Origin of the sequence: Ottowia flava (assembly GCF_008017535.1) — a bacterium.
Classification (GTDB): domain Bacteria; phylum Pseudomonadota; class Gammaproteobacteria; order Burkholderiales; family Burkholderiaceae_C; genus Ottowia; species Ottowia flava.
This window is the reverse complement of sequence record NZ_VRUA01000004.1, coordinates 81898-105530: the sequence shown is the minus strand read 5'-3', so window position 1 is coordinate 105530 and position 23633 is coordinate 81898. Positions and strand designations below refer to the sequence as shown.

At 67.5% G+C, this 23633-nt stretch carries 23 protein-coding genes; 16 read left to right on the top strand and 7 right to left on the bottom strand.

Going from position 1 to position 23633, the window contains the following annotated elements:
• Positions 1 to 5: 5 nt before the first annotated feature.
• Both FVQ98_RS06570 and FVQ98_RS20270 read left to right on the top strand, forming a co-directional pair.
• A complete protein-coding gene (locus FVQ98_RS06570; RefSeq protein ID WP_147912634.1) occupies positions 6 to 1949 on the top strand; it encodes an MFS transporter in 1944 nt (647 codons plus the stop codon).
• 90 nt (positions 1950 to 2039) lie between these two features.
• Complete coding sequence (locus tag FVQ98_RS20270; protein ID WP_147912633.1) at positions 2040 to 2696, top strand: DUF4145 domain-containing protein; 657 nt, start codon at positions 2040 to 2042, stop codon at positions 2694 to 2696.
• 221 nt (positions 2697 to 2917) lie between these two features.
• Here the strand turns inward: FVQ98_RS20270 and FVQ98_RS06560 are convergent, their stop codons facing one another.
• A complete protein-coding gene (locus FVQ98_RS06560; protein ID WP_222707574.1) occupies positions 2918 to 3886 on the bottom strand; it encodes a LysR family transcriptional regulator in 969 nt (322 codons plus the stop codon).
• A gap of 90 nt (positions 3887 to 3976) precedes the next feature.
• On the opposite strand from FVQ98_RS06560, the gene FVQ98_RS06555 reads away from it, so the two are divergent.
• The 8 genes from FVQ98_RS06555 to FVQ98_RS06520 all read left to right on the top strand — a co-directional run bounded on the left by FVQ98_RS06555 (position 3977) and on the right by FVQ98_RS06520 (position 10072).
• Positions 3977 to 4816 (top strand): DODA-type extradiol aromatic ring-opening family dioxygenase, encoded by an 840-nt coding sequence (locus FVQ98_RS06555; RefSeq protein ID WP_255507660.1) that lies wholly within the window; start codon positions 3977 to 3979, stop codon positions 4814 to 4816.
• Positions 4817 to 4941: 125 nt separating this feature from the next.
• Positions 4942 to 5919 (top strand): aldo/keto reductase, encoded by a 978-nt coding sequence (locus FVQ98_RS06550; RefSeq protein WP_147912632.1) that lies wholly within the window; start codon positions 4942 to 4944, stop codon positions 5917 to 5919.
• Positions 5920 to 5931: 12 nt separating this feature from the next.
• A complete protein-coding gene (locus FVQ98_RS06545; protein WP_147912631.1) occupies positions 5932 to 6231 on the top strand; it encodes a DUF2218 domain-containing protein in 300 nt (99 codons plus the stop codon).
• Positions 6228 to 6968, top strand: coding sequence for a hypothetical protein (locus FVQ98_RS06540; RefSeq protein ID WP_147912630.1), 741 nt, complete (start codon positions 6228 to 6230; stop codon positions 6966 to 6968). The genes FVQ98_RS06545 and FVQ98_RS06540 overlap by 4 nt, the downstream gene beginning before the upstream one ends.
• A gap of 64 nt (positions 6969 to 7032) precedes the next feature.
• On the top strand, positions 7033 to 7518 hold the full coding sequence (locus FVQ98_RS06535) for a YiaA/YiaB family inner membrane protein (RefSeq protein ID WP_147912753.1): 486 nt from the start codon (positions 7033 to 7035) through the stop codon (positions 7516 to 7518).
• A 63-nt stretch (positions 7519 to 7581) separates the two neighbouring features.
• Positions 7582 to 8070 carry a hypothetical protein gene (locus FVQ98_RS06530; protein ID WP_147912629.1) on the top strand — a complete coding sequence of 163 codons (489 nt, stop codon included), beginning with the start codon at positions 7582 to 7584 and terminating at the stop codon, positions 8068 to 8070.
• A 10-nt stretch (positions 8071 to 8080) separates the two neighbouring features.
• Positions 8081 to 8884: a DUF2145 domain-containing protein gene (locus tag FVQ98_RS06525; RefSeq protein ID WP_147912628.1), complete on the top strand. Its 804-nt coding sequence runs from the start codon at positions 8081 to 8083 to the stop codon at positions 8882 to 8884.
• Between the two features lie 78 nt (positions 8885 to 8962).
• Positions 8963 to 10072, top strand: coding sequence for a zinc ribbon domain-containing protein (locus FVQ98_RS06520; protein ID WP_147912627.1), 1110 nt, complete (start codon positions 8963 to 8965; stop codon positions 10070 to 10072).
• 78 nt (positions 10073 to 10150) lie between these two features.
• On the opposite strand, the gene FVQ98_RS06515 is transcribed toward FVQ98_RS06520, so the two are convergent.
• From FVQ98_RS06515 to FVQ98_RS06505, 3 genes are all read right to left on the bottom strand, one after another.
• Positions 10151 to 11725, bottom strand: coding sequence for a hypothetical protein (locus FVQ98_RS06515; protein WP_147912626.1), 1575 nt, complete (start codon positions 11723 to 11725; stop codon positions 10151 to 10153).
• Positions 11726 to 11839: 114 nt separating this feature from the next.
• A complete protein-coding gene (locus FVQ98_RS06510; protein WP_147912625.1) occupies positions 11840 to 13015 on the bottom strand; it encodes a helix-turn-helix transcriptional regulator in 1176 nt (391 codons plus the stop codon).
• 216 nt (positions 13016 to 13231) lie between these two features.
• The gene (locus FVQ98_RS06505; protein ID WP_187265653.1) at positions 13232 to 14683 is read right to left on the bottom strand and encodes a mechanosensitive ion channel domain-containing protein; all 1452 of its coding nucleotides are present in this window, start codon (positions 14681 to 14683) and stop codon (positions 13232 to 13234) included.
• Between the two features lie 373 nt (positions 14684 to 15056).
• Here FVQ98_RS06505 and FVQ98_RS06500 point away from each other — a divergent pair, with 373 nt between their 5' ends.
• Positions 15057 to 15398 (top strand): hypothetical protein, encoded by a 342-nt coding sequence (locus FVQ98_RS06500; RefSeq protein ID WP_147912623.1) that lies wholly within the window; start codon positions 15057 to 15059, stop codon positions 15396 to 15398.
• A 106-nt stretch (positions 15399 to 15504) separates the two neighbouring features.
• On the opposite strand, the gene dacB is transcribed toward FVQ98_RS06500, so the two are convergent.
• From dacB to FVQ98_RS06485, 3 genes are all read right to left on the bottom strand, one after another.
• Positions 15505 to 17349 carry a D-alanyl-D-alanine carboxypeptidase/D-alanyl-D-alanine endopeptidase gene (gene dacB, locus FVQ98_RS06495; RefSeq protein WP_147912622.1) on the bottom strand — a complete coding sequence of 615 codons (1845 nt, stop codon included), beginning with the start codon at positions 17347 to 17349 and terminating at the stop codon, positions 15505 to 15507.
• A gap of 512 nt (positions 17350 to 17861) precedes the next feature.
• Positions 17862 to 19055: a tRNA guanosine(34) transglycosylase Tgt gene (gene tgt, locus FVQ98_RS06490; RefSeq protein ID WP_147912621.1), complete on the bottom strand. Its 1194-nt coding sequence runs from the start codon at positions 19053 to 19055 to the stop codon at positions 17862 to 17864.
• Between the two features lie 11 nt (positions 19056 to 19066).
• Positions 19067 to 20002, bottom strand: a complete 936-nt coding sequence (locus FVQ98_RS06485) for a LysR family transcriptional regulator (RefSeq protein WP_147912620.1) — start codon at positions 20000 to 20002, stop codon at positions 19067 to 19069.
• A gap of 107 nt (positions 20003 to 20109) precedes the next feature.
• Between FVQ98_RS06485 and FVQ98_RS06480 the strand changes: the two genes are divergently transcribed.
• Genes FVQ98_RS06480 through FVQ98_RS06460 form a run of 5 tightly spaced genes read left to right on the top strand, consistent with a single transcriptional unit; the run spans position 20110 to position 23568 of the window.
• The gene (locus tag FVQ98_RS06480; RefSeq protein ID WP_147912619.1) at positions 20110 to 21420 is read left to right on the top strand and encodes an aromatic ring-hydroxylating dioxygenase subunit alpha; all 1311 of its coding nucleotides are present in this window, start codon (positions 20110 to 20112) and stop codon (positions 21418 to 21420) included.
• Entirely contained in the window at positions 21417 to 21893 is a 477-nt protein-coding gene (locus FVQ98_RS06475) for an aromatic-ring-hydroxylating dioxygenase subunit beta (RefSeq protein ID WP_147912618.1), read from the top strand. The genes FVQ98_RS06480 and FVQ98_RS06475 overlap by 4 nt, the downstream gene beginning before the upstream one ends.
• Positions 21890 to 22261 (top strand): chorismate mutase, encoded by a 372-nt coding sequence (locus FVQ98_RS06470; protein ID WP_147912617.1) that lies wholly within the window; start codon positions 21890 to 21892, stop codon positions 22259 to 22261. Before FVQ98_RS06475 ends, FVQ98_RS06470 begins: the two co-directional genes overlap by 4 nt.
• Entirely contained in the window at positions 22258 to 23229 is a 972-nt protein-coding gene (locus FVQ98_RS06465; RefSeq protein ID WP_255507659.1) for a Bug family tripartite tricarboxylate transporter substrate binding protein, read from the top strand. Before FVQ98_RS06470 ends, FVQ98_RS06465 begins: the two co-directional genes overlap by 4 nt.
• A gap of 18 nt (positions 23230 to 23247) precedes the next feature.
• On the top strand, positions 23248 to 23568 hold the full coding sequence (locus FVQ98_RS06460) for a non-heme iron oxygenase ferredoxin subunit (RefSeq protein ID WP_147912616.1): 321 nt from the start codon (positions 23248 to 23250) through the stop codon (positions 23566 to 23568).
• Positions 23569 to 23633: the final 65 nt, after the last annotated feature.

The window sequence follows — 23633 nt, the reverse complement described above, 5'->3', positions numbered from 1 at the left end:
CCCGCATGACTTCGACCGACTTCGCCCGCGCCGCGCACCAACCTGTCGCCGCGCGCGCCGCACCGAACCAGTTCGCCCTGCTGCGCCAGCGCCGCTTTGCGCCGTTCTTCTGGACGCAGTTCGCCGGCGCGGCCAACGACAACCTGTTCAAGTTCGCCTTCACCGTGATGGTGACGTACCAACTGAGCGTCAGCTGGCTGGAGCCGGCGATGGCGGGCCTGGTGATCGGCGCGCTGTTCATCCTGCCCTTTCTGCTGTTTTCCGCGACCAGCGGGCAGCTGACCGACAAGTTCGAGAAGACGCGGATGATCCGCTTCGTCAAGAACCTGGAGATCGCCATCATGCTGCTGGCGGCCTGGGGTTTCATGGTGGCCAATGTGCCGGTGCTGCTGGGCTGCGTGTTCCTGATGGGTCTGCATTCCACCCTGTTTGGGCCCGTGAAGTTTGCCTACCTGCCGCAGGTGCTGAATGAGCGCGAGCTGACGGGCGGCAACGGCATGGTCGAGATGGGCACCTTTGTCGCCATCCTGCTGGGCAACGTGGTTGGCGGTCTTTTGGTGGCTCTGCCGCAGGTGGGGCATGCGTCGGTAGCTATCGCTTGTGTAGCGTTGGCGATCGCTGGCCGCGTGGTGGCTCAGTTCATTCCCAACGCCCCGGCGACCGACCCGGGCCTGAAGATCAACTGGAACCCGGTCACCGAAACCTGGCGCAACCTGAAGCTGGCCCACGGCAACGTCGTCGTGTTCCGCTCACTGCTGGGCATCTCGTGGATGTGGTTCTTTGGCGCCGTGTTCCTCAGCAACTTCCCGGCTTTCGCCAAGGAGGTGCTCCACGGCAATGAGCAGGTGGCTTCGCTGCTGCTGGTGGTGTTCTCGGTCGGCATCGGCGTGGGCTCGCTGCTGTGCGAAAAGTTCTCGCATCGCCACGTGGAGATCGGCCTGGTGCCACTGGGCGCCATCGGCATGACGGTGTTCGCGGTGGACCTGTACTTTGCTTCCCGCGGGCTGCCGCCGCACGCGGGGCACACCCTCCGGAGCTTTCTTGCACAGCCGGCGCACTGGCGCGTGATGGCCGATCTGCTGCTGCTCAGTCTGTTTGCCGGCCTGTACAGCGTGCCGATGTACGCGCTGATCCAGCTGCGCAGCGCGCCCACGCACCGGGCCCGCATCATCGCCGCCAACAACATCCTGAACGCGCTGTTCATGATCGCCAGCAGCGTGATCGCCGGTGCGCTGCTGAAAAGCGGGTTCAGCATTCCGCAGATCTTCCTCATCGTTGGCCTGGCCAACGCGGTGGTGGCGGGCTACATCTTCCTGCTGGTGCCCGAATACCTGCTGCGCTTCATCGCGTGGGTGATGACGCGCATCGTCTACCGCTTCAAGGTGCGGGGCGACCAGCACATCCCCAGCGAAGGCGCGGCCATCCTGGTGGCCAACCACGTGAGCTTTGTCGACGCCGTGCTGCTGATGGCGGCCAGCCCGCGGCCGATCCGCTTCATCATGGATTCGCGCATCTTCCAGGTGCCGGTGCTGGGCTGGATCTTCCGCCTGGCCAAGTGCATCCCGGTGGCCCCGCAGAAGGAAGACCCCACCGTCTACCAGCACGCGTTTGACGAGGCCGCCAAGGTGCTGCGCGAAGGCGATCTGCTGGGTATCTTCCCCGAAGGCGGCCTGACCCGCGATGGCCAACTGCAGCCCTTCAAGGGCGGCGTAATGAAGATCCTGGAGCAAGCCAAGGCCGACGGCCTGGACGTGCCCGTGGTGCCCATGGCGCTGACCAATCTGTGGGGCTCGTATTTCAGCCGCATCGAAAAAGACGGCGCCATGACCCGCCCCTTCCGCCGCGGCCTGTTCAACCGCGTGGGCCTGAATGTGGGCGAGCCGGTGTCGGCGGCGCAGGTGACGCCGGAGGTGTTGCAGGGCAAGGTGGCACGACTCCTAGCAGACTAACCGTAGGTGTTGAACGGCGGTGTGCGCGCACGAAGCGAGCAAGAATAGATGTTCTGACGCTAGATAACCAGAAAGTGTTCATCTGCTGACATGGACTCCAAACCAGCCAAGACTTTTCTTGAATGCGACCGTTGCCGTACCGCGACTGTTCACACGCTACTCCATACGGTGGAGTCTGATGTTGAGTTCTGTGACGCCGACGGCTACAAGGGGCACGAGCCGGCTACCTATCGGCTACTTCAATGCGATGGTTGCTCCAGAGTCTCAGTCTACGTCTGGTCCGCGCTACACAGCCCGCATTCTCAGTTCGGCGAGCGCGAATATCCGGGCAAGGTGCCAGAGCTATCTGAGGCCCCAGCATTGGTTCGGAAAGCATTCCATCAAGCCGAGCGAGTGAGGTCTGTGTCAAACGAGGCCTATGCTGTTAAAGCACGCGCAGTACTCGAAACAATTGTTAGGGACCGGGGCGTCGAGCAGCGCAACCTCGCGCAAGGCTTAGCAATCCTTGCCGACCAGGAAGCGATTCCGCCGTTGTTGGCAAAAGCGGCAACCTATATCCGTCTTCTTGGAAACGCTGCAGCGCATAGCGTTGAGGTATCTTTCACTGAAAACCACGTTCGAATGATCGAGACGTTCGTTGCTGCGCTTATCAATCATCTTTACATTTGGCCCACTGCATTCCAAGAGTTCAGTGATTTGCTCGGCGGAGACGGAGACGGAGACGGAGACGGTAGATGTGAGTCCTAGCCCTCGCCGTTGGTGTTGATCAATCCAGAACTGCAGTTGCGAGCGCCGCTGCTTCAGGCGCGGACGGCTTGCTGTCATGTAGTCCGACTGATCGCTGCCTTCAGTTGTTTCGCTCACGCCCGCCGCTGCGCCGCCGAGCTCGCCCGCCAAGCGTTCAAGGCCAACGCCAAGAAGGCCTTCTCTTCGGCCGAGGGCGGTGCGTCGTCGTGCACTTCGTCCAGTCAGCCAGACTGCGTGGCGCGGCTGCGCTTCGGCTTGGCGGGTTGGGCGGTGGCGACGGCCGAGCAGATGGGGTTCGACACATCGCCCAGGGCTTGCACCAGAAAGTCGACCATCGCGCGCACCTTGGCCGGCGGGTGGCGGTTGGCGGGCCACACGGCGTGGATGCCGCCCAGGTCGTGCGGTGGGTGGTCCAGCGTCAGCACCTGCAGCGCGCCTTGCGCCACGTCGTGGCCGACGATGAAGCTGGGCTCGTACACCAGGCCTTGGCCGCCGATGGCCGCGGCGCGCAGCGCGTCACCGCTGTTGGCGCGCAGGTTGCCCTGGATCGGCTGGCGCACGCTGCCGTCACGGCCAAAACGCCACAGGCTGGCGGAGTTGGTGGCCGACAAGGTGTAGCCCAAGCAGTTGTGCTGGGCCAGATCGGCCACGCTGCGCGGCTCGCCGTGTGCGTCCAGGTAGGCGGGCGCGGCGCACAGCATCATCTGGCAGTCGCCCAGGCGGCGCGCCTGCAGGCTGTCGTCGTGCAGCGGGCCGATGCGCACGGCCAGATCCCAGCGTTCGTCCACCAAATTGACGGCGGCGTCGGTCATGCCCAGCTCCACCGTGACGGCCGGGTGCGCCCGGTTGAAGGCCGGCATCAGCGGCGCAATGTGGCGCACGCCAAAGGCCAGCGGCGTGTTGAAGCGCAGCAGCCCGGTGGCCAGCGTGCGCTGCGACGTGGCGCTGGCGTCGGCCTCGTCCAGCTCGGCCAGCACGCGCTGCACCGTGTCCAGGTAGGTCTCGCCGGTTTCGGTCAGCGTCAGCTTGCGCGTGGTGCGGTGCAGCAGCTTCACGCCCAGGCGCGCCTCCAGCGCGTCCACGTGCTTGGTCGCCATGGCGGGGGAGATGTCGAGAATGCGCGCCGCGCCCGACAAGGTGCCGGCCTGGGCGGCCAGCGCAAACACGCGCATGCTGGTCAAACGGTCCACGGGAGGGGCTCCACTTCACACTGGGGGTTGAAACTGAATGAGGATTCTGGGGCTTTGTAAAAACCCGCTCAAAGCCCAAACTTATTCACCATGAGCACCATCACCACAACCCCCACCGCCACGGCCACGCGCATGCCCGCGCTGTTCATCCCGCATGGGGCGGGGCCGTGCTTTTTCATGGACTGGAACCCGGCCGACGCCTGGGACAAGACCGCCGCGTTCCTGCGCAGCATTCCAGGCAGCCTGCCGGCCACGCCCAAGGCCATCGTGCTCGTCACCGCGCATTGGCTGGCGCCACAGCCCACGCTGACGGGCGCCGCGCGCCCCGGCATGCTGTTCGACTACTACGGTTTTCCGCCGCACACCTACGAGCTGAGCTACCCCGCGCCTGGCGCTCCGGCACTGGCCGAGCGCGTGCGCGGCCTGCTGGCCGACGCCGGCATTGCCGCCACTGTCGACACGCAGCGCGGCTACGACCACGGCACCTTCATCCCGCTGAAGGTCGCCTTTCCGCACGCCGACGTGCCGGTGCTGCAGGTCTCGCTGCTGGGCAGCCTCGACGCACAGGCGCACATCGACTATGGCCGTGCGCTGGCGCCGTTGCGGGACGAAGGCGTGCTGATCATCGGCAGCGGAATGAGCTACCACAACATGCGCGGCTATGGCGACCCACGCTCGACCCCCGTCAGTGCCGAATTCGACCGCTGGTTGACCGACACCGTGGCCTTGCCCGCGGCCGAACGCAACACGCGCCTGGCGCAGTGGGACACCGCCAGCGGCCCGGCTGGGCGCCTGTCGCACCCGCCGCGCGCCGAAGAGCATTTGCTGCCGCTGCACGTGGTGGCCGGTGCCGCGGGCGACAGCGTGGGGCGCAAGGTCTTCAGCGACCAGGTGCTGGCCACGACCCTTTCGGCTTTCCGTTTCGACTGACGGCGACCGCGCTGCCGGAAAGGGCCGATGGCCCTGCCGGCAGCGCGTTGCAGTTTGCATGGTATTTTGTGCCTCTGGCCCTACGGCCACCTGCGCAAACAGCTATTGAATGAGGAGCAAACATCTTGACCGAACCTGCCGTTCCCGCTGCCGCCCCGCGCCTGTCGCGCCTGGTTTTTGGCGGCAACGTGTTGGGCTGGACGGTCGACCGCGCCACCAGCTTCGCGCTGCTGGACCGGCTGGTGGACGCAGGCATCACCACCATCGACACCGCCGACATGTATTCGGCCTGGGCGCCAGGCCACCAGGGCGGCGAGTCGGAGAGCGTCATCGGCGACTGGCTGCGTGCGCGCGGCCCGCGCGTGCGCGCGCAGGTCGAAATCATGACCAAGGTCGGCAAGCCCGCGCCCGTCAACCCGGCGCCCGGCCAGGGCCTGTCGCCCGCGTACATCGAACGCGCCATCCAGGCCAGCCTGCGCCGCTTGGGCACCGACTACATCGACGTCTACTTCTCGCACGCGTTCGACGACAGCGTTCCCCAGGCCGACACGCTGGCCGCGTTCGACCGCCTGCTGCGCGCCGGCCAGGTGCGCGCCATCGGTGCCAGCAACTTCAGCGCGCCGCAGCTGCGCGACGCGCTGGATGTCGCCGCCGCACACCACCTGCCGCGCTACAGCGTGCTGCAACCGCACTACAACCTGGTTGACCGCGACGGCTACGACGGCCCACTGCGCGACGTCGCCATGACCGAAGGCCTGGCCGTCGTGCCCTACTTCAGCCTGGCCAGCGGCTTCTTGACCGGCAAGTACCGCACCGAGGCCGATTTGGCCGACAGCGCACGCAGCGCCTGGGTCAGGCGTTACCTGACCCCGAGCGGCCTGGCCATCCTGGCCGCGTTGGACGCGGTGGCCGACCAGCACCGCGCGCAGCCGGGCGAAGTCGCGCTGGCCTGGTTGATGGCCCATCCTGGCGTCACCGCGCCGATTGCCAGCGCCACCAGCCTCGCCCAACTCGACAGCCTGGTGCGCGCCATGCAACTGACGCTGACGCCGGCCGACATCGCGGCGCTGGACGCTGCGAACGCGCCGCAGGCCACTTCTTGAAGGATCTTCGCCATGACAGAACCCCGCACCACCGAGGCCACCATCACCACCGTCGAGCCTGCGCGCATCATCCTGCGCCTGTGCAAGCACTGGGGCCACAAGTTCTCCGTCAGCTACGACGACACCCAGGGCCGTGTCGAACTGCCTTCTGCCCTGCTGCTGATGCGCGCCGGAGACGGCCAACTCAGCTTTCGCGTGGAAGCCCAGCCGGACGCCGACGTCGCCCGGCTGGAACAGGTTGTCGCCGACCACGCCCAGCGCATGGCGCGCGATGAAACCTACACCTGGGACTGGCAGCGCAGCGCGGCATGAGCGCGGATGGCGACGCGCTGATGCTACGTTTTCAGGAGCTGACAGCGAAGATACAGAGCGGGCCAAAGGCCGATTTGGCTGTGAATCTGAGTGTGCCGCTCAGCGTCGATGCGCTGGCGCGCGAGGTGCTGCGCCACGCACCGCCGCGTCCGCTCGAGATCGAGCGCGCCATTGAGCAGGTCGAAGATGCCGTCATGCCGGCGCGCGCCCAGCTGCCCGAAGCCTTCACCCTGCAAATCGACGACGCGCTGCTGCGCGCGATGGCCGAGGACGGTGCCGAGTTGCCTGACGCGGAATCGGTCTGGCTCAACATCGACGCCGTCGAGCACCTCTTCAACCGCCTCGTCGCCCGCGCCGAAGGCCGGCCCGCGACGCAAGACGCGTTGCCGGTCGACCCAGGCAGCGCCGCGCTTGATCGCGCTGCGCGAGATGCTGCACCACTGGGGCTTGGGCGGCGTCGAACTTCGGCGCTGAACGTCAGACACGACCGACCGGACTTTCGAGCGCATCCGCTGCGCTCGGCCCCATCCCCGGCCGAATTGCGGTTCTGGCTCGCCGGCATGCGCTGGGCGGCGTGGACCGTCGCGACTTCGTCGCGCTGGTTGCGCAGCGCAACGCACGACGATGGGCGGAGCCGACCGCGCAGTGAGCAGCGCTGTGGCCGCATGCCGCGTTGGCTTAAAAGTACCGCCATGAGATACCGACTGGGTGTTCGTGCGCTGCTTCGCAGTCAATGAGGCACGAATCCAGCCCGCGCCGCTCACACTCCGCCGCATGTTCAACCCCGTTAAGGGATTCGCCATGCAAAACCTCATTCGTCGTGACTCCAAGCCCTGGCAATTGCAGGTGTGGGTGTCGTTCGGCATCGCGCTGGTGCTGTGCGCCATCGGTCTGGCCTACCTGCCAGGGCAGGACCTGGACCGCGCGTTCATGTTCATGGGCTATCTGTTCTGCCTGTCGACGGCCTTCGTGCTGTCGAAGTTTGTGCGGGATGGCGAAGCCGCGCAGCAAGGCGGCAGCGCGCGTCGCGTGCCGGACACGCCGCTGTTCCGCCTGGTGGTGTGGGGCGGCTTCGGTCTGGCCATGGCGTTGACGGCCTGGGGCCTGCTGCGCATGGACGTCAACAGCACCTACAAGGTCTTCCTGGGGGTGAGCTGGCTGTACCTGATCACCACCGCGCTGACGCTGGCCAAGATGCTGCGCGACCGCCAGGAAGCCGATCTGGCCGAAGCGGAATGGCGCGGCCGGCGCGATGCCCGCGGCCACGCCGGCGTGGCCGCGGAATGAAGCCAAATTGGCCGTAAGCCCTACAACCACCTGCGCAGACAGCTGCGCTTTCAGGAGCAAACCATGAACCCAACAGACGTTTACCCGTCTCCCCTGCAGGCCTTGCGCCGCGCCACCGCTGCCGTGCTCTGTGCCAGTGCGGTGCTGATGGCGGCCACGGCGCCCGCGGTGGCGCAGAGCGAGGTGTCGGTCGGCCTGTCGATGCTGCCGATCGCCTCGGTGGTCGGCACGGCCTCGGTCGCCGGTGCGGCGGCCAGCGCGGTGGCGGCGGTGCCGCTGGCGCTGTCTGTCGGCGGCGCAGTGCTGACCGTCAAGGCGGTCGAGGCCTCGGCGCGCGGCACGGTGATCGTGCTGGAGCGCGCCAGCGATGCGGCCACCGTCAGCGTCGAAGTCGCCAGCGCGGCGGCCGGTGGCGTGGTGCTGAGCGTGGGCGCCACGGTGGTCACCACCGTGATCGCCAGCGGCGTGATCCTCTCGGCCGCTGGCCAGGCCATTGCCTTCGTTCCCAACGCGATCGGGCGTGCGCTGCTGCACGACGAGCGCCTGATCTGAGGAGCGCGCCATGCAAAAGCAGACCCTTTTGACCGTCGCCGCCGCGCTGGCGCTGACCGCAGGTGCCGCCCAGGCGGGGCGCCGCTGCGACGTGGCCAAGCCCACTGCGCCGGTGATCGAACGCGGCCTGGGCCTGGCCCAGCGCACCGCGGCCGAGCTGGACCAAGCCTACGCCCGGGACGGCACGCGCGTCGTGCTGCTGGCGCGCGCCGGGCAGGATTTGACGCGCTACGGCCAGCAGTGGTCGCACGTGGGCTGGGCGTACCGCACGCCGCAGGGCGCGTGGCGCGTGGTGCACAAGCTCAACAGCTGTGGCAGCGACCAGTCGGTGGTCATGCGCCAGGGGCTGGGCGAATTCTTTCTGGACGACCTGTGGCGCTACCAGGCCAGCTGGCGTGCCGCGCCGCGCGCCTGGCAGGACGCGCTGTGGCAGCTGTTGCAGGACAACCGGCGCGCCGTGGCGCTGCACGAGCGGCGCTACAACATGGTCAGCTACGCCTGGGGCACGCGCTACCAGCAGTCCAACCAGTGGGCGATCGAGACGCTGGCGCTGGCGGCCGACCCGCAGGTGCACCAGCGCGTGCAGGCGCAGGCCTGGCTGCGGCTGAAGGACTACCGGCCGGCCACGCTGCGCGTCGGCGCGCTGACGCGGCTGGGCGGGCGCATCACGGCGGGCAACATCGCGTTTGACGACCACCCCAGCGCGCAGCGCTTTGCCGACCGCATCGAAACCGTCACCGCCGATTCGGTGCTGGCCTGGCTGGACCGGCTGAGCGCAGCCGCTGCGCCCAAGGGCGGGGGTATGACGATCTGAACGAAAATGCCATCTGGCGCTAGATGGATCTGCGCTGGCAGCTATTGAAAACATAGCTCCAAGGAACAAGGACTGGGTATGAGCAAAGCACTGCGTCTGTCGGAGAAATGGTTTCAGCGCGGCCTGTGGCTGGTGGCCTTCATCTTCGCGGGCTTTCTGATCGGCCTGGGCAGCAACATCGTCAGCGACCTGCCGCGCGTGGAAAGCGCGCGCGCGCTGGAAGACTACATGGACCCGGCTGCCAGCCAGGCGGCGCGCGCCGCGATCGCCAAGGCCGAGGTCGACGAACGCACGGCGGTGGACGCGCTGGAGCAGGCGCGCATGAAGCTGAAGGTGGCGCAGTCGGACGTCAGCACCACGCGCCAGGGCTTCAACAACTGGCTGGCCACGCGCACCGCCACCGCGCGCGCCGAGCAGGACCCGGAAGTCATCTCGCGCACGCAGGCGCTGGACGCGCTGCAGGCGCGCGAACGCGCCGCCCGCGCCGAGGTCGAGCGGCAGGAGCAGCGCCGCCTGGACAGCCAGCAAGCCGGTGAGCAGGCGCAGCGCCAGCTGAGCGCACTGGAAGAGGGCGCCCGCGCCAGCTACGAAAAGGCGCTGCGCGCGCAGGAGCTGCGCGTCTTCGGCTACCGCCTGGCGCTGACGCTGCCGCTGTTGGGCGTGGCCGGCTGGCTGTTCAAGCGCCACCGCCAAAGCCGCTGGTGGCCGTTCGTGTGGGGCTTCATCATCTTTGCGGTGTTCGCCTTCTTCTTCGAACTGGTGCCCTACCTGCCCAGCTACGGCGGCTACGTGCGCTACATCGTCGGCATCGTGCTCACCGTGGTGGTCGGGCGCTGGGCCATCGTGGCGCTGCAGCGCTACCTGGAACGCCAGCGCGCCGCCGAGGCACAGCCCGACCAGCTGCGCCGCGCCGAGCTGAGCTACGACACCGCCGTCGCGCGCATGGCCAAGGGGGTGTGCCCGGGCTGCGAACGCACGGTCGACCTGAAGAACCCGCTGATCGACTTCTGCCCGCACTGCGGCATCGGCCTGTTCGACCAGTGCGGCGTGTGCCATGCACGCAAGAACGCGTTCTCGCGCTTCTGCCACGCCTGTGGCGCACTGGCCGCCGACGCCCAGCCTGCGTGGCCGACGGCGACCGATGTCGCCACGGCATTGGCGCCGGGCGCCGAAAAAGCGGCGCGCTGAAACGGGCATGGCCCCGCTGTCGGGGCCATGGGGACTGTCCTCTCAGTCCCGTGCAGCGGCGCGCCTTCAGACCGTCGCTTACACCCCCAGGCGTGCCTTCATCGCGGCCCAGGCCTCCGGATTCAGACGCCTGGAGACAGACCCGGCGTAGGCGCGGTCCGGCTTGGTCTGGCGCACGCGGGCGACGCGTTCTCCGCTCGCCGTGGTGACCTGGCCGTAGTAGTTGATCTGGCCCGACGCGGTGGTCGGTGCGTGCCCCGCGAAGCTCATGATGCGCGCGCCGTTCACGGTCTCGATGGTGTAGGTGCCGGTCTGAGTGGCGCTGCAGTCGGAGGCGACGGTTGCGTCGGCGTTGAGCGCGCAGTCGTAGAACTGAACCGTGCCGCTGGTGGCGCTGTTGGTGCCGGTGAAGGCGACGCGCAGATTGCGCTGTGCGCCGGTGCTCAGGCCCAGTGTCAGCGAGCCCGCGGCGGTGGCCAAGTTCACCTTGGCGGCGGGCTTGGCGTCGATCAGCGCTTCCAGTGTGGCAGCTTCAGCGGCGGGACGGAAGTCGTTGCGGCTGTCGTTGATGAAGTAGTAGGTGTTCAGGTTGGTGCCCGTGCGCAGGCGCGAAGTGGCACCGGCGGGGAAGGTGGCATCGGCCACCGCGTCGAGCAGGGGCTTTGTGCTCAGGCCGTTGTTCAAGGTGTTGGTGGCGGCGTCGGCGTGCATGGTGGTGATCACGTCCGCCATGCGCTGGCCCGCCACGTCCGCGGCCACCACGTAGGCGACGGCGGCATTGACGCTGCAGTAGACACCGCGGTTCGGGTTGCCGCGTGTGGAGATGTGCGCATCCTCGCTGGTGCAGCGCTTCCACCCGGACGAGGTGAGGTAAAGCGTCGGATACAGTTGGGGAAGTTCGGTGATCGGCACGCTGCGGTCGGCACCGGTGCGAACGTCGCGGTAGGTCGGGTTGACCGGGCCGGCGGCCTTGGCGTTGTTTTGAGCGGTGCGCAGGAAGTAGTCCGCAGGGCTGCCAAAGCGCAGCTGGAGCAGGTCGCCAGGGCGGGCGTCCGACGCCGCGGTCTGGTCGCCCACTTCCAGCGTGGCGCCCGCCGCCAGCGCCGCGGCCACCACACTGGCCATGGTGCGGGCGCTGTCCTGCACGCGTGCGGCAGACAGCGCCGCGTCGTCCTGATAGTTGTCGATCTTGGCTTCGGCTATGCCGAGCTGAAGCGCCGCATTGGCGCGCGCCGAGGATTCGGTCATGCCGGCCTGAACACCGGCGGCGACCAGCGTGGTCAATGGGTTGATCTGGCCCGCTTTGCCACGCACCTGACGCAGCGCGTAGGGCGCGGCCGCGCCGACGTCCGGGGTCATCAGGGCGATCAGCGGCCCAGCGCCGACCTGCTCGCTAGTGGCGGTGAGCTCGTAGGTGCCACCGGCGGCGGTCTGGGTCGTGGGTTCGCCTGCGTCACAGGCGGCGTTGGCGTTCAAGTCCAGGCAGACGGCCGCCTTGGCCACTGGCTGATCGATGACCACCGTTCCTTTCAGCGCGACCGAGCCGGGCGTATCGCCGCCCCCGTCGCTGTCATCGCCCCCGCCGCAGGCGGCCAGAGTGGCGATGAACACGCTGGTCAGGGCGAATCGCAGGGGCAGGGTGCAGGCAGACATCGTGTTCTCCGGGGTCTTGGATGGAAGATGACACGATGATCGCGATGCCATGCTCACCGCGCATCACCCGTTCGGGTGAATGCGTGGGCGCCCGCCGCGCGCAGATGGCCGGCGTCAGGGCTGGTGGATCAGGGCGAGCAGCAGTCGCACCAACTGGGGCTGGCGGTGGGTGCCTGTCTTGGCAAACAGTTGGCGCAGGTGCGATTTCACCGTGTTCTCGCCCAGATTCAGGCGCTGCGCCACGTCCTGCAGGGTGTCGCCGTGCAGCAACTCCTGCGCTACGCGGCATTCGGCCGCGGACACGCCATACAGGCGCTGCAGCATGGACGCGTCCAGCCGGGGCGTCTGCTCGGCGTCGGTAACGAAGACCAGTGCGCCCGGCTGCAGCATGCCCCACACCGGGTCCTGCTCGATGACCGGCACGATCTGCACCACCAGCTCGCCCGTGGCGCTGCCGCGTGCGATGCGCAGGCCGTGCGAGAAGTGCGTTGGCTGCAGCGGATCGTTGGCCAATGCAGCCCGGATGCCCGCGTGGAGCGCCGTGTGTGAACGGTCGTCGGCCGCCTGGAGCCAGCCAATGCCGTCCTGCAGCGGGTGGCCGGCGCGCAGCGAGAGCCCGCGACCGCGCGACAGCAGGGCCAGCGCGCTGCGGTTGGCGAACAGGGCTTCCCCGCGTTGGCCGAGCAGGAGCACGCCGACCGTAAGGCGGTCAAGCCCCTGCAGGCTGGTGGCGAGGCGAAACTCGGTGTCGCGCAACTGGAGCATGGCGCCCAACGCCTGCGACAGGTGGCGCGCGGTCAGTTGCAGCAGGTGGCAATGCGACGCGTCGAAATCGTCGTATTCGCTGCCACGGTAGATGGCGCAGGCCGTCATCGGCAGCCTGGCGACGGTGCCGGCGAAGACGACGCTGGTGCACATCCGCCGGATGTTCAACCTGGAAAGAAACTCTCGGTAGAAGACCGAGCGCACGAGCTGCTCGTCGGGCACCAGCTGGGTGCCGAGCATGACGTTGCCATCATGGATGGCACCTATGCGCTGGGCTTCCGTGGTCCACAGGTCGTGCGCCAGATAGCGCGTGCCCCACTCGGCGATCATCGCTTCAGGGATGTCGTGTGCCATGACGAAGCCACCGGCTTGGGGCGCGGTGGCAGGCGTGAACAGGAGGGCGCGTTGCGCGTGCTGCAGGTGGGCGATGGACGCCATTGCCTGCGTCCAGAGTTCAGGTCGCAGTGCCGCAGCGTGGATGGATTCCACCGTCGCACTGAACCGCCGCAACAGTTCGAATTCCACCTGCGCCCCTCGTCGTCTTTTGCCGCCTACGGTAGCACCCGCCCCGAAAGATGCCATTCGGGAAACCAGCGGGGTGCGCAAAGGACAAAGTGGTGGAGGTATCTGACAGGAGGCGAACGCAAACCGCCAGTTTCATGTGTGACAGCGACGAGAAGCGAGCTGCGCATGTGGGGTTCACGCGCGCAACAGGTCGGCGCCGAGCGCCGTGCTCCGTCCTCAGTCTGCCTTGCGAGGTGAAGGCGTGTTGAGCATGTCCTGCCCCGCTTTTCGGGCGCGCTCCTGGGTCAGCTGGTCTTCCAGCTCGGTGCTGGGAGACACATCGCCCTGGGCGCTGGCCACTTCGGCAGCTTGCACGGGCGCCGGTATCGGGTCAGGCGCGGGCGAAGCGGCGTCGGGCGGCAGCATCTTCACCTGGTAGACGGTGGTGGCGATGCCCATGCCGGCCTGTTCCAGCGCCAGCTTGACCAGGCGGATCGCCTCGCTGCGGGCCTTGCCGAAGTCGGTCTCGCGCTGGTCGACCCAGGCGTAGTAGTTGATCGCCACGGATGCGCTGGTGACCGCGTCGACCGCGGCGCTGGGGCCCGGGTCGTTCAGCACGCCGGTCATCGCGGCGAGGGTGGCGACGCCCAGGTCCTGTGCGGCCTGCAAGTCCTTGTCGCTGCCGATGCTGAGCTGAAAACTCAGGCGCCGCTTGGGGTTGTGCGTGAAGTTGAGGATCACCGCCTTGAACACGGTGGCGTTGGGCAGCAGCAATTCGTTGCCATCCAGCGTCATCAGCACGGTGTTGCGCGTGGACAGCGACACCACGCGGCCTTCGTGCGCGTCGATGCGCACGTGGTCGCGCGGCTCGAACGGGCGCCGCAGGCTGAGCAGAATGCCCGACAGGTAGTTTTCCGCCATGTCGCGGAAGGCAAAGCCCAGCACGATGCCGACCACGCCGGCCGAGCCCAGCAGCGCCGTGACCAGCGAGGTGGCGCCCAGCAGGTCGAGCGCCAGCAGCAGCCCGACGATCAGAAAGCCGGCGCGCACACCGCGGCGCACCACCGTGCCCAGGAAAGGGTTGTGGCTGTCCAGCCGCACCACGCCCAGGTGGCGCGACAGCCAGCCGCCCAGGCCGTTGGCGATGAAGACGATCAGCACCGCCACCCCCATCAGCGGAATGGCGGCGACGAAGCGGGTGACGCGGTCCTTGAAGATCTCCCAGGTCTCGCGCAGGCGCGCGTTGAAGTCGGCAGCCAGCGTGAGCTGGTTTTCTACCGCCACCACGCCGTCGACTGCGCCCACCACCTTGGCCGCCAACTGGCGCGATTCGTTGTCCGGCACGCTGCCGGACAAGACGGCCACGCCCGCCTGCACCGACGCGCTGACGAGGCGAAACGACGCGCTTCGGGCCAGCCGCGCCGTGACCTGCGCGAGGATACGTTCGTCGTCCTTTTGCGTGGCGCGCGCGGCCTGCTGCACCAGCTTCGGGTCGGCCTGCGGCGGCGGCGCTTCGGACGCGGCGGCCGATGGGCGGCTGCTTTGCGTCAGCGCGGTGATCGCCTGTACCACGTCCTGCGCCGCTGCCGGCAGTGTCAGCGCGCAGGTCGCCACCAGCAAGGCCAGCGCGCGCAGGCGCGACCAGGGGGCGAGGGATCGGGCGAGGAAAAAGTCCGTCAGGCGAAGCATGGCGCGATGATGCCACCGGCGTCTGGTGGGGCTGGCATGACGAAGTAGCGTAGCTTTATTACTTCGAAAAAGATAGCTGCTCGCGCAGGCGGCTGTATCGTCAGAGGCCGATTTCTCATGAAATCTTGAGTGCGCAGGCTTCAGGGCGTCGTGACGCGCGCGCGGCGGCGCACCACCTCCATTGTTTCCAGCCCCGAAACAGTGCCTTGCCTCGCAGGTCATTTTTCAAACCGATCCTTAGGCGCAAAGTACAGGTCATGGCAGCAGCGCAAGGCCAAGCCCCTCAAAAAGGCTTCTCTCAGCGCCCCGGCCACAAGCACCGCCAGCAAAGTCTGCTGGCACTTTGAAGACCAGTTAATTGAGGATATTCATCATGACCAAGTTCGCTTCCATCGCCGCCGCTGCTGCCCTGTCCGCTCTGTTCGCCGGCAACGCCATGGCCCAAGTGCCCGCCAGCGGCGAAGGCCCGCTGTTCCTGAACGAAGCCAAGGCCGTGTCGACCGTTGCCCGCGACAGCGTGCGCAACGAAGCTGTGGCCCAGCGCCCCGCTTCGGGTGTTTTCGACGGCCAGACGGTTGCTCAAAACAACGCCAGCCTGACCCGCGCTGAAGTGCGTGCCCAAGCCATTGCCAACCCGCCTGCTTCGGGCGTGTTCGACGGCTCCACGGTTGCCCAGCAACACCGCGTGGCCCCGACGCACGCTGCTGGCGAGTAAGGTCAGAGCCGGTTGGCGTGCAAGCGCCAGCCGGAGTGACACCCGCTTAGCCACAAAAAACGGCCGCTTTTGCGGCCGTTTTTTGTTTTGCGCGAGCCCAAAAGCATCACCCGTTGCGCACCACCCATTCGATGAAGCGGTCCATCACCGGCACGGCCGCGCTGGCGTTGTCGCTGTTGACCACGATGCTGACAGCCACCATGCGCCCCGACTGGGTCCGCACATAACCGGCCAGCGAGCGCACGCCGTTCAGCGTGCCGGTCTTCAAAAAGGCGTTGCGCTGCGCGGGCGAGCCCTTGAAGCGCCCGGCCAGCGTGCCGTCGGCCCCGGCGACGGGCAACGACGCCAAAAACACCTTCTGCACCTTGGGGTCGCCCCACGCGGTTTGCAGCAGCTGCACCATGCTGAACACGCTGCCCTGTTCGCTGTGCGCCAGGCCAGACCCGTTGTCCACCGTCGGCGCGCCTTGCGCCAGACCGACTTTCTTGAACCATTGGCCCAGGCGCTGTTTGGCCAGTTGCAGGGTCGACGTGGTCGGCGAAAAGCCGGGCGCGATGGACAGCAGCAGGTTGCGCGCCATCAGGTTGTTGCTGTCCTTGTTGATGGCGCGCACCAACTCGGGCAGCGGTGCCGATTCCAGCGTGGCCCAGGGCTTGCCGGGGTAGGGCGTGGCCGGCTGGCGCGCACGCCGCGCGGCCGGCGCGGGCGCTGCGCCGTCGCGGTGGACCACCTGCGCGCCCAGCGTGCCGCCGGAGGCCTGCCATGCGCCCGCGACCAGCGCAGCACTGAGCGCGCGGCTGGGCACGGCTTCCAGCGCCAAAGGGGTGGCGCAGCGCGGTGACCACTGGCCGCTGACGACCAGCCGGGCCACGGGTGGAATCGGTTGCGGCGCGGCGGCGGCCACGGCTTGGGGTGCCGACGCGGAGGCGGTGGGGGGCGCTGCGGGTGTGGTGGCCGACGCCGTCGCTGCCGCCGCAATCGCAGTGGCCGCGGCAGGCTGGCTGCCAGCGGGCGCGGGCAACACCACCGGCACGACGGGGCTCGGCGTCACCTCGGGCGCTGGGGCCTTTGCTGGAGGCGCGGATGGTTTCGGCGCAGGCGTGGCCGCCGGTTCCAACGCCAGCTGCGCCGCGCAGCGCGCGCCGCCACTCAGGCGGTTGACCACGTCCACCTGCCCCAGCGGCGGGTCAAACTGCGCCGTCAGCGCCCCGCTTTCGCCTGCGCGCAGCGTCACCTTGAAGCGGCTGTCGTCCACCACCAACGCGTCCGGCCAGGCGTGGTGCGGGTTGGCGTCCGTCGGCGATGGGGTTCGCGCGTGGTCTTTCTCGCTCAGGCGGAACAGGCGCTGGTCCAGCACGATGTGGCCGCGCACGTCGCGCAGGCCCTGCGCGTGCAGGCTCTTGAACCAGGCGACCAGACGCTGGCTGTTCAAGGTGGCGTCACCGCCGCCCACCAGGATCAGGTCGCCCGCCAAGTGCCCATCTTGCGGCGTGCCGGTCAGCCACGCGCGCGTGCGCCAGCGGAAGCTGCCGGGCAGCGTCTGCAGGCTGGCCAGCGTGGTGATCACCTTGGTGGTCGACGCCAGCGTGAGCGCCAGCTTTTCGTTGTGCGACGCCAGCAACGGGCTGCCCGCGGCCAGCGGCTGGGCCAGCAGCGCGACTTCGGATTCCTTGACGCCCACCTTCTGGAAGGCGGCCCACAGCTCGCGCAGGTCTGGCGGCCTGGCGACGGCCGCCGGGGGCGCGGATGCACCGCCCACCGGCGTGCTCGCGTTGGCTGGCGCCGACGCGGCGGCGGCTGCTGGGCTGGCGCTGACCGGGTGCTCACCGGTGGCCGGCGCGGGTTGGGCTTGCGCTGCGCAGACCAGCGCGCCAGCCAGTGCGGCGGCTGCGCGTGCGCTGCGGTGGCGCGGGCGCAGCGGCTGCAACGTGGAAAGCCTTTTTTTACTCATTTATTGGTAGCTGTCTGCGCAGATTGCTGTAGGGCCAGCGCTGGATTAGGCTTAATTTTCTGCAACGCGCAGGACCTTGTGGCCGCCGACACCGTTCGGCGGAGAGCGCCCCCGTCGTCGGCCAAGGGCCAGGCGTGCCGTGCACGCCACCGCTGTCACGCGGACAACTGGCGTGCGCGTCGGTGCCTGGGCGAGCAACCGCCGCGCGCAAAGCTCGGGGAAGTATCACGGCAAGCCGCCTTTGACGCCGTCGGGCAACCGCGGCAGCTACTTGGCGTGCAAGTACGCGATGAACTTCAGCACGCTGGCCCCGGTAACGGCTGGCCGAACAACGGCGCGGCGTTCACCCTGCATGCGGGCAACGCCGGCGCCCCCGCCCAGCCGCTTCGTGCGCGACTGCCGGCAAGGGGCGCCGAGGGCGGCAGCGGGTTGGGCTTAAGGTGGTTGGCGTACTGCAGCACCCGTTCGGTTATGACCGAGGACACGCAAGGGGTGTGCGGATCAACGCGGCCTTAGACACCCCGCGCGCGGTCCGCCGCAAAACGGGCCCGAAAGTGGCTGAACTGGCCGGCGTCCAGCGCATCCCGCACTTCCTGCATCAGGTTGAGGTAGTAGTGCAGGTTGTGGATGGTGGTCAGCATGGGGCCGAGCATTTCGCCGCAGCGGTCCAGGTGGTGCAGGTAGGCGCGGCTGAAGCCGTTGCGCCCGCCGTCGTCCCAGCTCACGCCGCCGCTACCGGAGGGGCCGCCCGGACTTCCGGCGCAGGCATAGCAGGTGCAGGTGGTGTCGATGGGCTGGTGGTCGGTCTTGTGGCGCGCGTTGCGGATCTTCAAATCGCCATAGCGGGTGAAGAGAGTGCCATTGCGCGCATTGCGCGTCGGCATCACGCAGTCGAACATGTCCACACCGTCGGCCACGCCTTGCACCAAGTCTTCGGGCGTGCCCACACCCATCAGGTAGCGGGGCTTGTTGGCGGGCAGAAGATGCGGCGTGTGGGCCATGATCTCCAGCATCTCGTCCTTGGGCTCGCCTACCGACACGCCGCCGACGGCATAGCCGGGAAAGTCCATCTCGACCAGCGCCTGCAGCGACTCTTCGCGCAGGTTGGTGAACATGCCGCCTTGCACAATGCCGAACAGCGCGTTGGGGTTGCCCAGGCGCTCGAACTCGTCCTTGGAGCGCTGGGCCCAGCGGCGGCTCATTTCCATGGACTTGCGCGCTTCGGCTTCGGTGGTCTTCTTGCCGTTGGTCTCGTAGGGTGTGCACTCGTCCAGCTGCATGACGATGTCCGAATTCAGAATCGTCTGGATCTGCATGCTGATTTCGGGCGACATGAACAGCTTGTCGCCGTTCACCGGGCTTTGGAAGTGCACACCTTCTTCGGTGATCTTGCGCATGGCGCCCAGCGACCAGACCTGAAAGCCGCCTGAGTCGGTCAGGATGGGCTTGTCCCACTTCTCAAAGCCGTGCAGGCCGCCAAAGCTTTTCATGATGTCCAGGCCCGGGCGCATCCACAGGTGGAAGGTGTTGCCCAGGATGATCTGCGCGCCCATCTCGTGCAGGCTGCGCGGCATCACCCCCTTCACCGTACCGTACGTGCCCACGGGCATGAAGATCGGCGTCTGCACCACGCCGTGGTTCAGGGTCAGGCGGCCGCGGCGGGCGTGGGAGCCGGCGTCGGTTCCCAGGATCTCGAAGTTCAGCATGGGCGAGATTGTCAGGGATGGGGCGCGGGCGCGCTGGCGTGGCCGTCGCCGAACAGCGCGGCGATGCGCGCACGCAGCCACTGGTGCCCGGCGTCGCCGTGCATGCCCGCGTGCCAGAACTGGTGGATGGCCGACACCAGCGCCCGCACCGGCAGCGGCCGCGCCAGCAGGCCGAGCGGCGCACACACGCGTTCGGCAAAGCGCTCGGGCACGGTGGCGACCAGGTCGGTGCTGGCCAGCACATGGCCCAGGGCGACGAAGTCCGGCACCGTCAGGCGCACGCGCCGCCGCAGGTCCAGCCGCGCCAGGTGCTCCTCGACCTGCGCATGGCCGGTGCCCGGCGCCTCGACCCGCACATGGTCAAAGGCCTGGAACGCCGCACGGCCGAGCGGCTGTTGTGCCGCAGGGTGCCCGGCGCGCATCAGGCACACATAGGCCTGGCGAAACAGCGCCTGCTGGTAGAAGCCCGCGCGCAGCTGCGGCAGCGAACCCAGCGCCAGGTCGATGGCGCCGCTGGCCAGCGCCTCGGGCAACTCGGGCTCGCGCAGGGTGACGGTGCGCAGCGTGACCCCGGGCGCGTCCTGCGCCAGCGCGGGCACCAGCACCGGCAGGAAATAGATCTCGCCCACGTCCGACATCGCTAGCGTGAACACGCGCGTGCTGCTGGCGGGCGAGAAGGCGGCGCGCTGGCTGAGCGCGTCTTCCAGCGTGGCCAGCGCGTGCGCCAGGGGTTCGGCCAACGACAGCGCGTAGGGCGTAGGCTGCATGCCCGCGGGCGTGCGCACCAGCAGTTCGTCGCCCAGCAGGCGGCGCAGGCGCCGCAGCGCGTTGCTGACAGCCGGCTGCGTCAGCCCCAGCGCCTCGGCTGCGCGCGACACGTGGCGCAGTTGCAGCAGCCGGTGCAGCACCAGCAGCAGGTTCAGGTCGATGCGCGCCAGATCCGTCATGGGTATTCACCAAGTGAATGCCGATTATCACGGTGCTTGCCTTGCTGAATGATGGCTTGATCTGCATCATGTTCGGACACATGGCCCCCAGAGGCCGAGGAGACTGCATGACCCCCACAAACGCGCCCGAGCGGGCCGAACACCCCGTGCACTGGGAAGCGGGCGACACCAGCCGCATCCCGTTTGCCGTCTACACCGACGCGCAGCTGCATCAAAAAGAGATGGAGCGCCTGTTCTACAACGGCCATTGGTGCTACGTCGGCCTGGAGGCCGAGGTGCCCAACCCGGGCGACTTCAAGCGCACCGTGGTTGGCGAACGCTCCGTCATCCTGAGCCGCGCTGCCGACGGCACGCTGCACTGCTTCGAGAACGTGTGCGCGCACCGCGGCATGCAGTTCTGCCGCGCGCGCCACGGCAACCGAAAGGAATTCGTCTGCCCGTACCACCAGTGGAGCTACACGCTGAGCGGCGACCTGCAAGGCGTGCCGCTGCGCCGCGGCGTGCGCCAGGATGGCCAGGTGAAGGGCGGCATGCCCAGCGACTTCAACCCCAAGGACCACGGACTGACCAAGCTCAAGGTGGCCAGCCGCGGCGGAGTCGTGTTTGCCAGCTTTGACCACGGCGTCGAGTCGCTGGAGGACTACCTCGGCCCGACCATCCTCGCGTACTTCGACCGCATGTTCGACGGCCGCGAGCTGAAGATCCTGGGCTACAACCGCCAGCGCATCCCCGGCAACTGGAAGCTGATGCAGGAGAACATCAAGGACCCGTACCACCCGGGCCTGCTGCACACTTGGTTCGTCACCTTTGGCCTTTGGCGCGCCGACAACAAATCGGCGCTGAAGATGGACGCGCACCACCGCCACGCCGCCATGATCTCCACGCGCGGCAACGCGGGCACGCAGTCGGACGTGTCGAAGGTGTCCAGCTTCAAGTCGACCATGGAGCTGGAGGACAAGCGCTTCCTCGACATCGTGCACGAGCCCTGGTGGGGCGAACCCACGGCGGTCATGACCACCATCTTCCCCAGCGTGATCTTCCAGCAGCAGGTCAACAGCGTGTCCACGCGCCACATCCAGCCGGATGGCCACGGCAACTTCGACTTCGTCTGGACGCACTTCGGCTACGGCGACGACACGCCTGAGATGACCGCGCGCCGCCTGCGCCAAGCCAACCTGTTCGGCCCGGCGGGCTTCGTCAGCGCCGACGACGGCGAGGCGATCGAGCTGTCGCAATGCGGCTTTCAGCAGAAGCCCCAGCACCGCGCACTGGCCGAGCTGGGCGGCCGCGGGGTGGAAGAGACCGATCACATGGTGACCGAGACCCTTATCCGCGGCATGTACGAGTACTGGCGAAAAATCATGGAGGCGCCCGAACCCTCAGCAGCACCAGGATCGGTCGCGGAGGCCAGCGCATGAAGCTCGACTTCGACACCTGGCAGGCGCTCGTCCAGTTGCAGGCCGACTACGCGGCGGCGGTCGATTCAGGAGACTGGTCGCTGTGGCCCGACTTCTTCACCGAAGACGGCGTCTACAAGCTGCAACCGCGCGAAAACCATGAGCGCGGCTTTCCGCTCTGCACCCTGGCGTTTGACGGTAAACCCAGCCTGCGCGACCGCGTCTACGGCATCCAGGAAACCCTGTTCCACGACCCGTACTACCAGCGCCACGTCGTCGGCGCGCCGGTGGTTCGCAGCGTGGGCGACGACGGCATCCGCTGCGAAAGCAACTACGCCGTGTTCCGCACCAAGCTGAACGGGCTGAGCGAAGTCTTCAACGTCGGCCGCTACCTCGACCGCGTCGTGTCCACGCCCAGCGGCCTGAAGTTTGCCCAGCGCCTGGTCGTCTACGACAGCGAGATGATCCCCAACTCCATCATTTACCCGATATGAACCAGGAACCCGATGCGTACGGCGGGCCGTTGCGCCGCTTTACCGATCCGGCCTATGTGCCGCTCGCGGCCAGCCTGCAAGAGGTGCGCGAACGCATCGACGCGCTGGACTGCCAGATCGTCGCGCTGCTGGCCGAACGCGGGCGTTACGTGAAGGACGCCGCCCGCTTCAAGCGGGATTCGTTCCAGGTATCCGCCCCCGCACGCCAGCAGGAGGTGTTTGACAAGGTGCGCGCGCTGGCGGAAGCCAGCGGTGCCTATCCTGAAGTAGTGGAAGCCGCATACCGCGCGCTGGTGGCCGGGTTCATCGCGCGCGAACAGCAGGACTTTGCGGCCATGGAAGATGTGCCGCCGGAGGAATCAAAATGAATGCTTTGAAACTGTGGGCAGTAGCGCTGGGCGCCGCCGCCATGGCCAACCTCACCGCTCAGGCGCAGGAATGGCCGCAGCGGCCGGTGCGCGTGGTGGTGCCCTTCGCCGCGGGCTCGTCGCCCGACCTCCTGGCACGCCTGCTGGGTGACCGGCTGAGCGCCACGCTGGGACAGAGCTTCATTGTCGAAAACCGCCCTGGTGCGGGCGGCAACAGCGGCACCGACTACGTGGCGAAAGCCGCGGGCGATGGCCATATCTTTCTGTTGTCGGTCAACGCTCCATTGGTCTACAACACAATCCTTTACAAGAGCCTGCCCTACGACCCGTTCAAGGACCTCACGCCGGTGTCGCTGGCCGCCAGCAACCCGAACGTGTGCGCGGTCGCCCCTTCGATGGGCGTGGATTCGGTCAAGGGCTGGTTGGAAGCTCTGCGCAAGCAGCCGGGCAAGTTCAACTTCGCTTCCACTGGCAACGGCTCCATCTCTCATCTGGGCGTTGAGCTGATCAAGCTGAAGACCCGGTCCTTCGCCGTGCACATTCCGTTCGCTTCGTCCGGCCAGGCCGTCACGGCCATGCTGCAGGGCGACGTGCACTTCGCCTGTTTACCGGCGGTGGCGATCATGCCGCAGGTCAAGGCGGGAAAGCTCAAGGCGCTCGCCATCACTTCGAACAAGCGCTCGCTGCTGCTGCCCGACGTGCCCACGCTGAAGGAGTCTGGCCTGCCCGATATTCAGGCTGCGCCCTGGTTCGCCTACATGGCGCCCGCGGGCACGCCCGTCGCCATCGTGCAGCGAATGAGCCAGTCGCTGGCGGCGATCCTCAAGGAGCCAGCCACCGCCGAGAAGCTGCGTGCGACCTACTTCGACGCCATCGGCAGCTCGCCTGCCGAGCTGGGCAAGTTCATGCAGGAAGAGCGCACGCGCTGGCGCCCCGTTATTGAGCGCGCTGGCCTGAAACCCGATTGAGCTGACGCACGGAACCCCATGAGCACAGACTGGACCGATGTCGCCGCCGAAGGCGACCTGTTCGAAGGCGCCGCCATCGGCGTGGGCGCCGAGGGGCGCGATATCGCGCTGTACAAGACCGAGGCGGGCGAAGTCTTCGCCACCGACAACATCTGCTCGCACGGCTACGCGCGACTGTGCGACGGCTTCCTGGAAGGCCACGAGATCGAGTGCCCGTTTCACCAGGGCCGCTTCGACATCCGCACCGGCGAACCCACGCTGGAGCCCTGCGTGGATGCGATAAAGAGCTATCCGGTGAAGGTTGAGGGCGGGCGGGTGTGGCTGCAGATTCAGACTTGAGTCTTCAAAAAGCATAGCTTCTCGCGCTTTTCGGGCGAGCGCTAAGGCTGTTTTTAATCGAAAAG

Coding starts and splice junctions, on each gene's coding strand:
- FVQ98_RS06540 (WP_147912630.1), top strand. CDS start 6,228: ATGAGCGCGGATGGCGACGCGCTGATGCTACGTTTTCAGGAGCTGACA.
- FVQ98_RS06505 (WP_187265653.1), bottom strand. CDS start 14,683: ATGCTTCGCCTGACGGACTTTTTCCTCGCCCGATCCCTCGCCCCCTGG.
- FVQ98_RS06460 (WP_147912616.1), top strand. CDS start 23,248: ATGAGCACAGACTGGACCGATGTCGCCGCCGAAGGCGACCTGTTCGAA.
- FVQ98_RS06555 (WP_255507660.1), top strand. CDS start 3,977: ATGAGCACCATCACCACAACCCCCACCGCCACGGCCACGCGCATGCCC.
- FVQ98_RS06480 (WP_147912619.1), top strand. CDS start 20,110: ATGACCCCCACAAACGCGCCCGAGCGGGCCGAACACCCCGTGCACTGG.
- tgt (WP_147912621.1), bottom strand. CDS start 19,055: ATGCTGAACTTCGAGATCCTGGGAACCGACGCCGGCTCCCACGCCCGC.
- FVQ98_RS06485 (WP_147912620.1), bottom strand. CDS start 20,002: ATGACGGATCTGGCGCGCATCGACCTGAACCTGCTGCTGGTGCTGCAC.
- FVQ98_RS06515 (WP_147912626.1), bottom strand. CDS start 11,725: ATGTCTGCCTGCACCCTGCCCCTGCGATTCGCCCTGACCAGCGTGTTC.
- FVQ98_RS06465 (WP_255507659.1), top strand. CDS start 22,258: ATGAATGCTTTGAAACTGTGGGCAGTAGCGCTGGGCGCCGCCGCCATG.
- FVQ98_RS06545 (WP_147912631.1), top strand. CDS start 5,932: ATGACAGAACCCCGCACCACCGAGGCCACCATCACCACCGTCGAGCCT.
- FVQ98_RS06535 (WP_147912753.1), top strand. CDS start 7,033: ATGCAAAACCTCATTCGTCGTGACTCCAAGCCCTGGCAATTGCAGGTG.
- FVQ98_RS06525 (WP_147912628.1), top strand. CDS start 8,081: ATGCAAAAGCAGACCCTTTTGACCGTCGCCGCCGCGCTGGCGCTGACC.
- FVQ98_RS06500 (WP_147912623.1), top strand. CDS start 15,057: ATGACCAAGTTCGCTTCCATCGCCGCCGCTGCTGCCCTGTCCGCTCTG.
- FVQ98_RS20270 (WP_147912633.1), top strand. CDS start 2,040: ATGGACTCCAAACCAGCCAAGACTTTTCTTGAATGCGACCGTTGCCGT.
- FVQ98_RS06530 (WP_147912629.1), top strand. CDS start 7,582: ATGAACCCAACAGACGTTTACCCGTCTCCCCTGCAGGCCTTGCGCCGC.
- FVQ98_RS06475 (WP_147912618.1), top strand. CDS start 21,417: ATGAAGCTCGACTTCGACACCTGGCAGGCGCTCGTCCAGTTGCAGGCC.
- FVQ98_RS06570 (WP_147912634.1), top strand. CDS start 6: ATGACTTCGACCGACTTCGCCCGCGCCGCGCACCAACCTGTCGCCGCG.
- FVQ98_RS06520 (WP_147912627.1), top strand. CDS start 8,963: ATGAGCAAAGCACTGCGTCTGTCGGAGAAATGGTTTCAGCGCGGCCTG.
- dacB (WP_147912622.1), bottom strand. CDS start 17,349: ATGAGTAAAAAAAGGCTTTCCACGTTGCAGCCGCTGCGCCCGCGCCAC.
- FVQ98_RS06470 (WP_147912617.1), top strand. CDS start 21,890: ATGAACCAGGAACCCGATGCGTACGGCGGGCCGTTGCGCCGCTTTACC.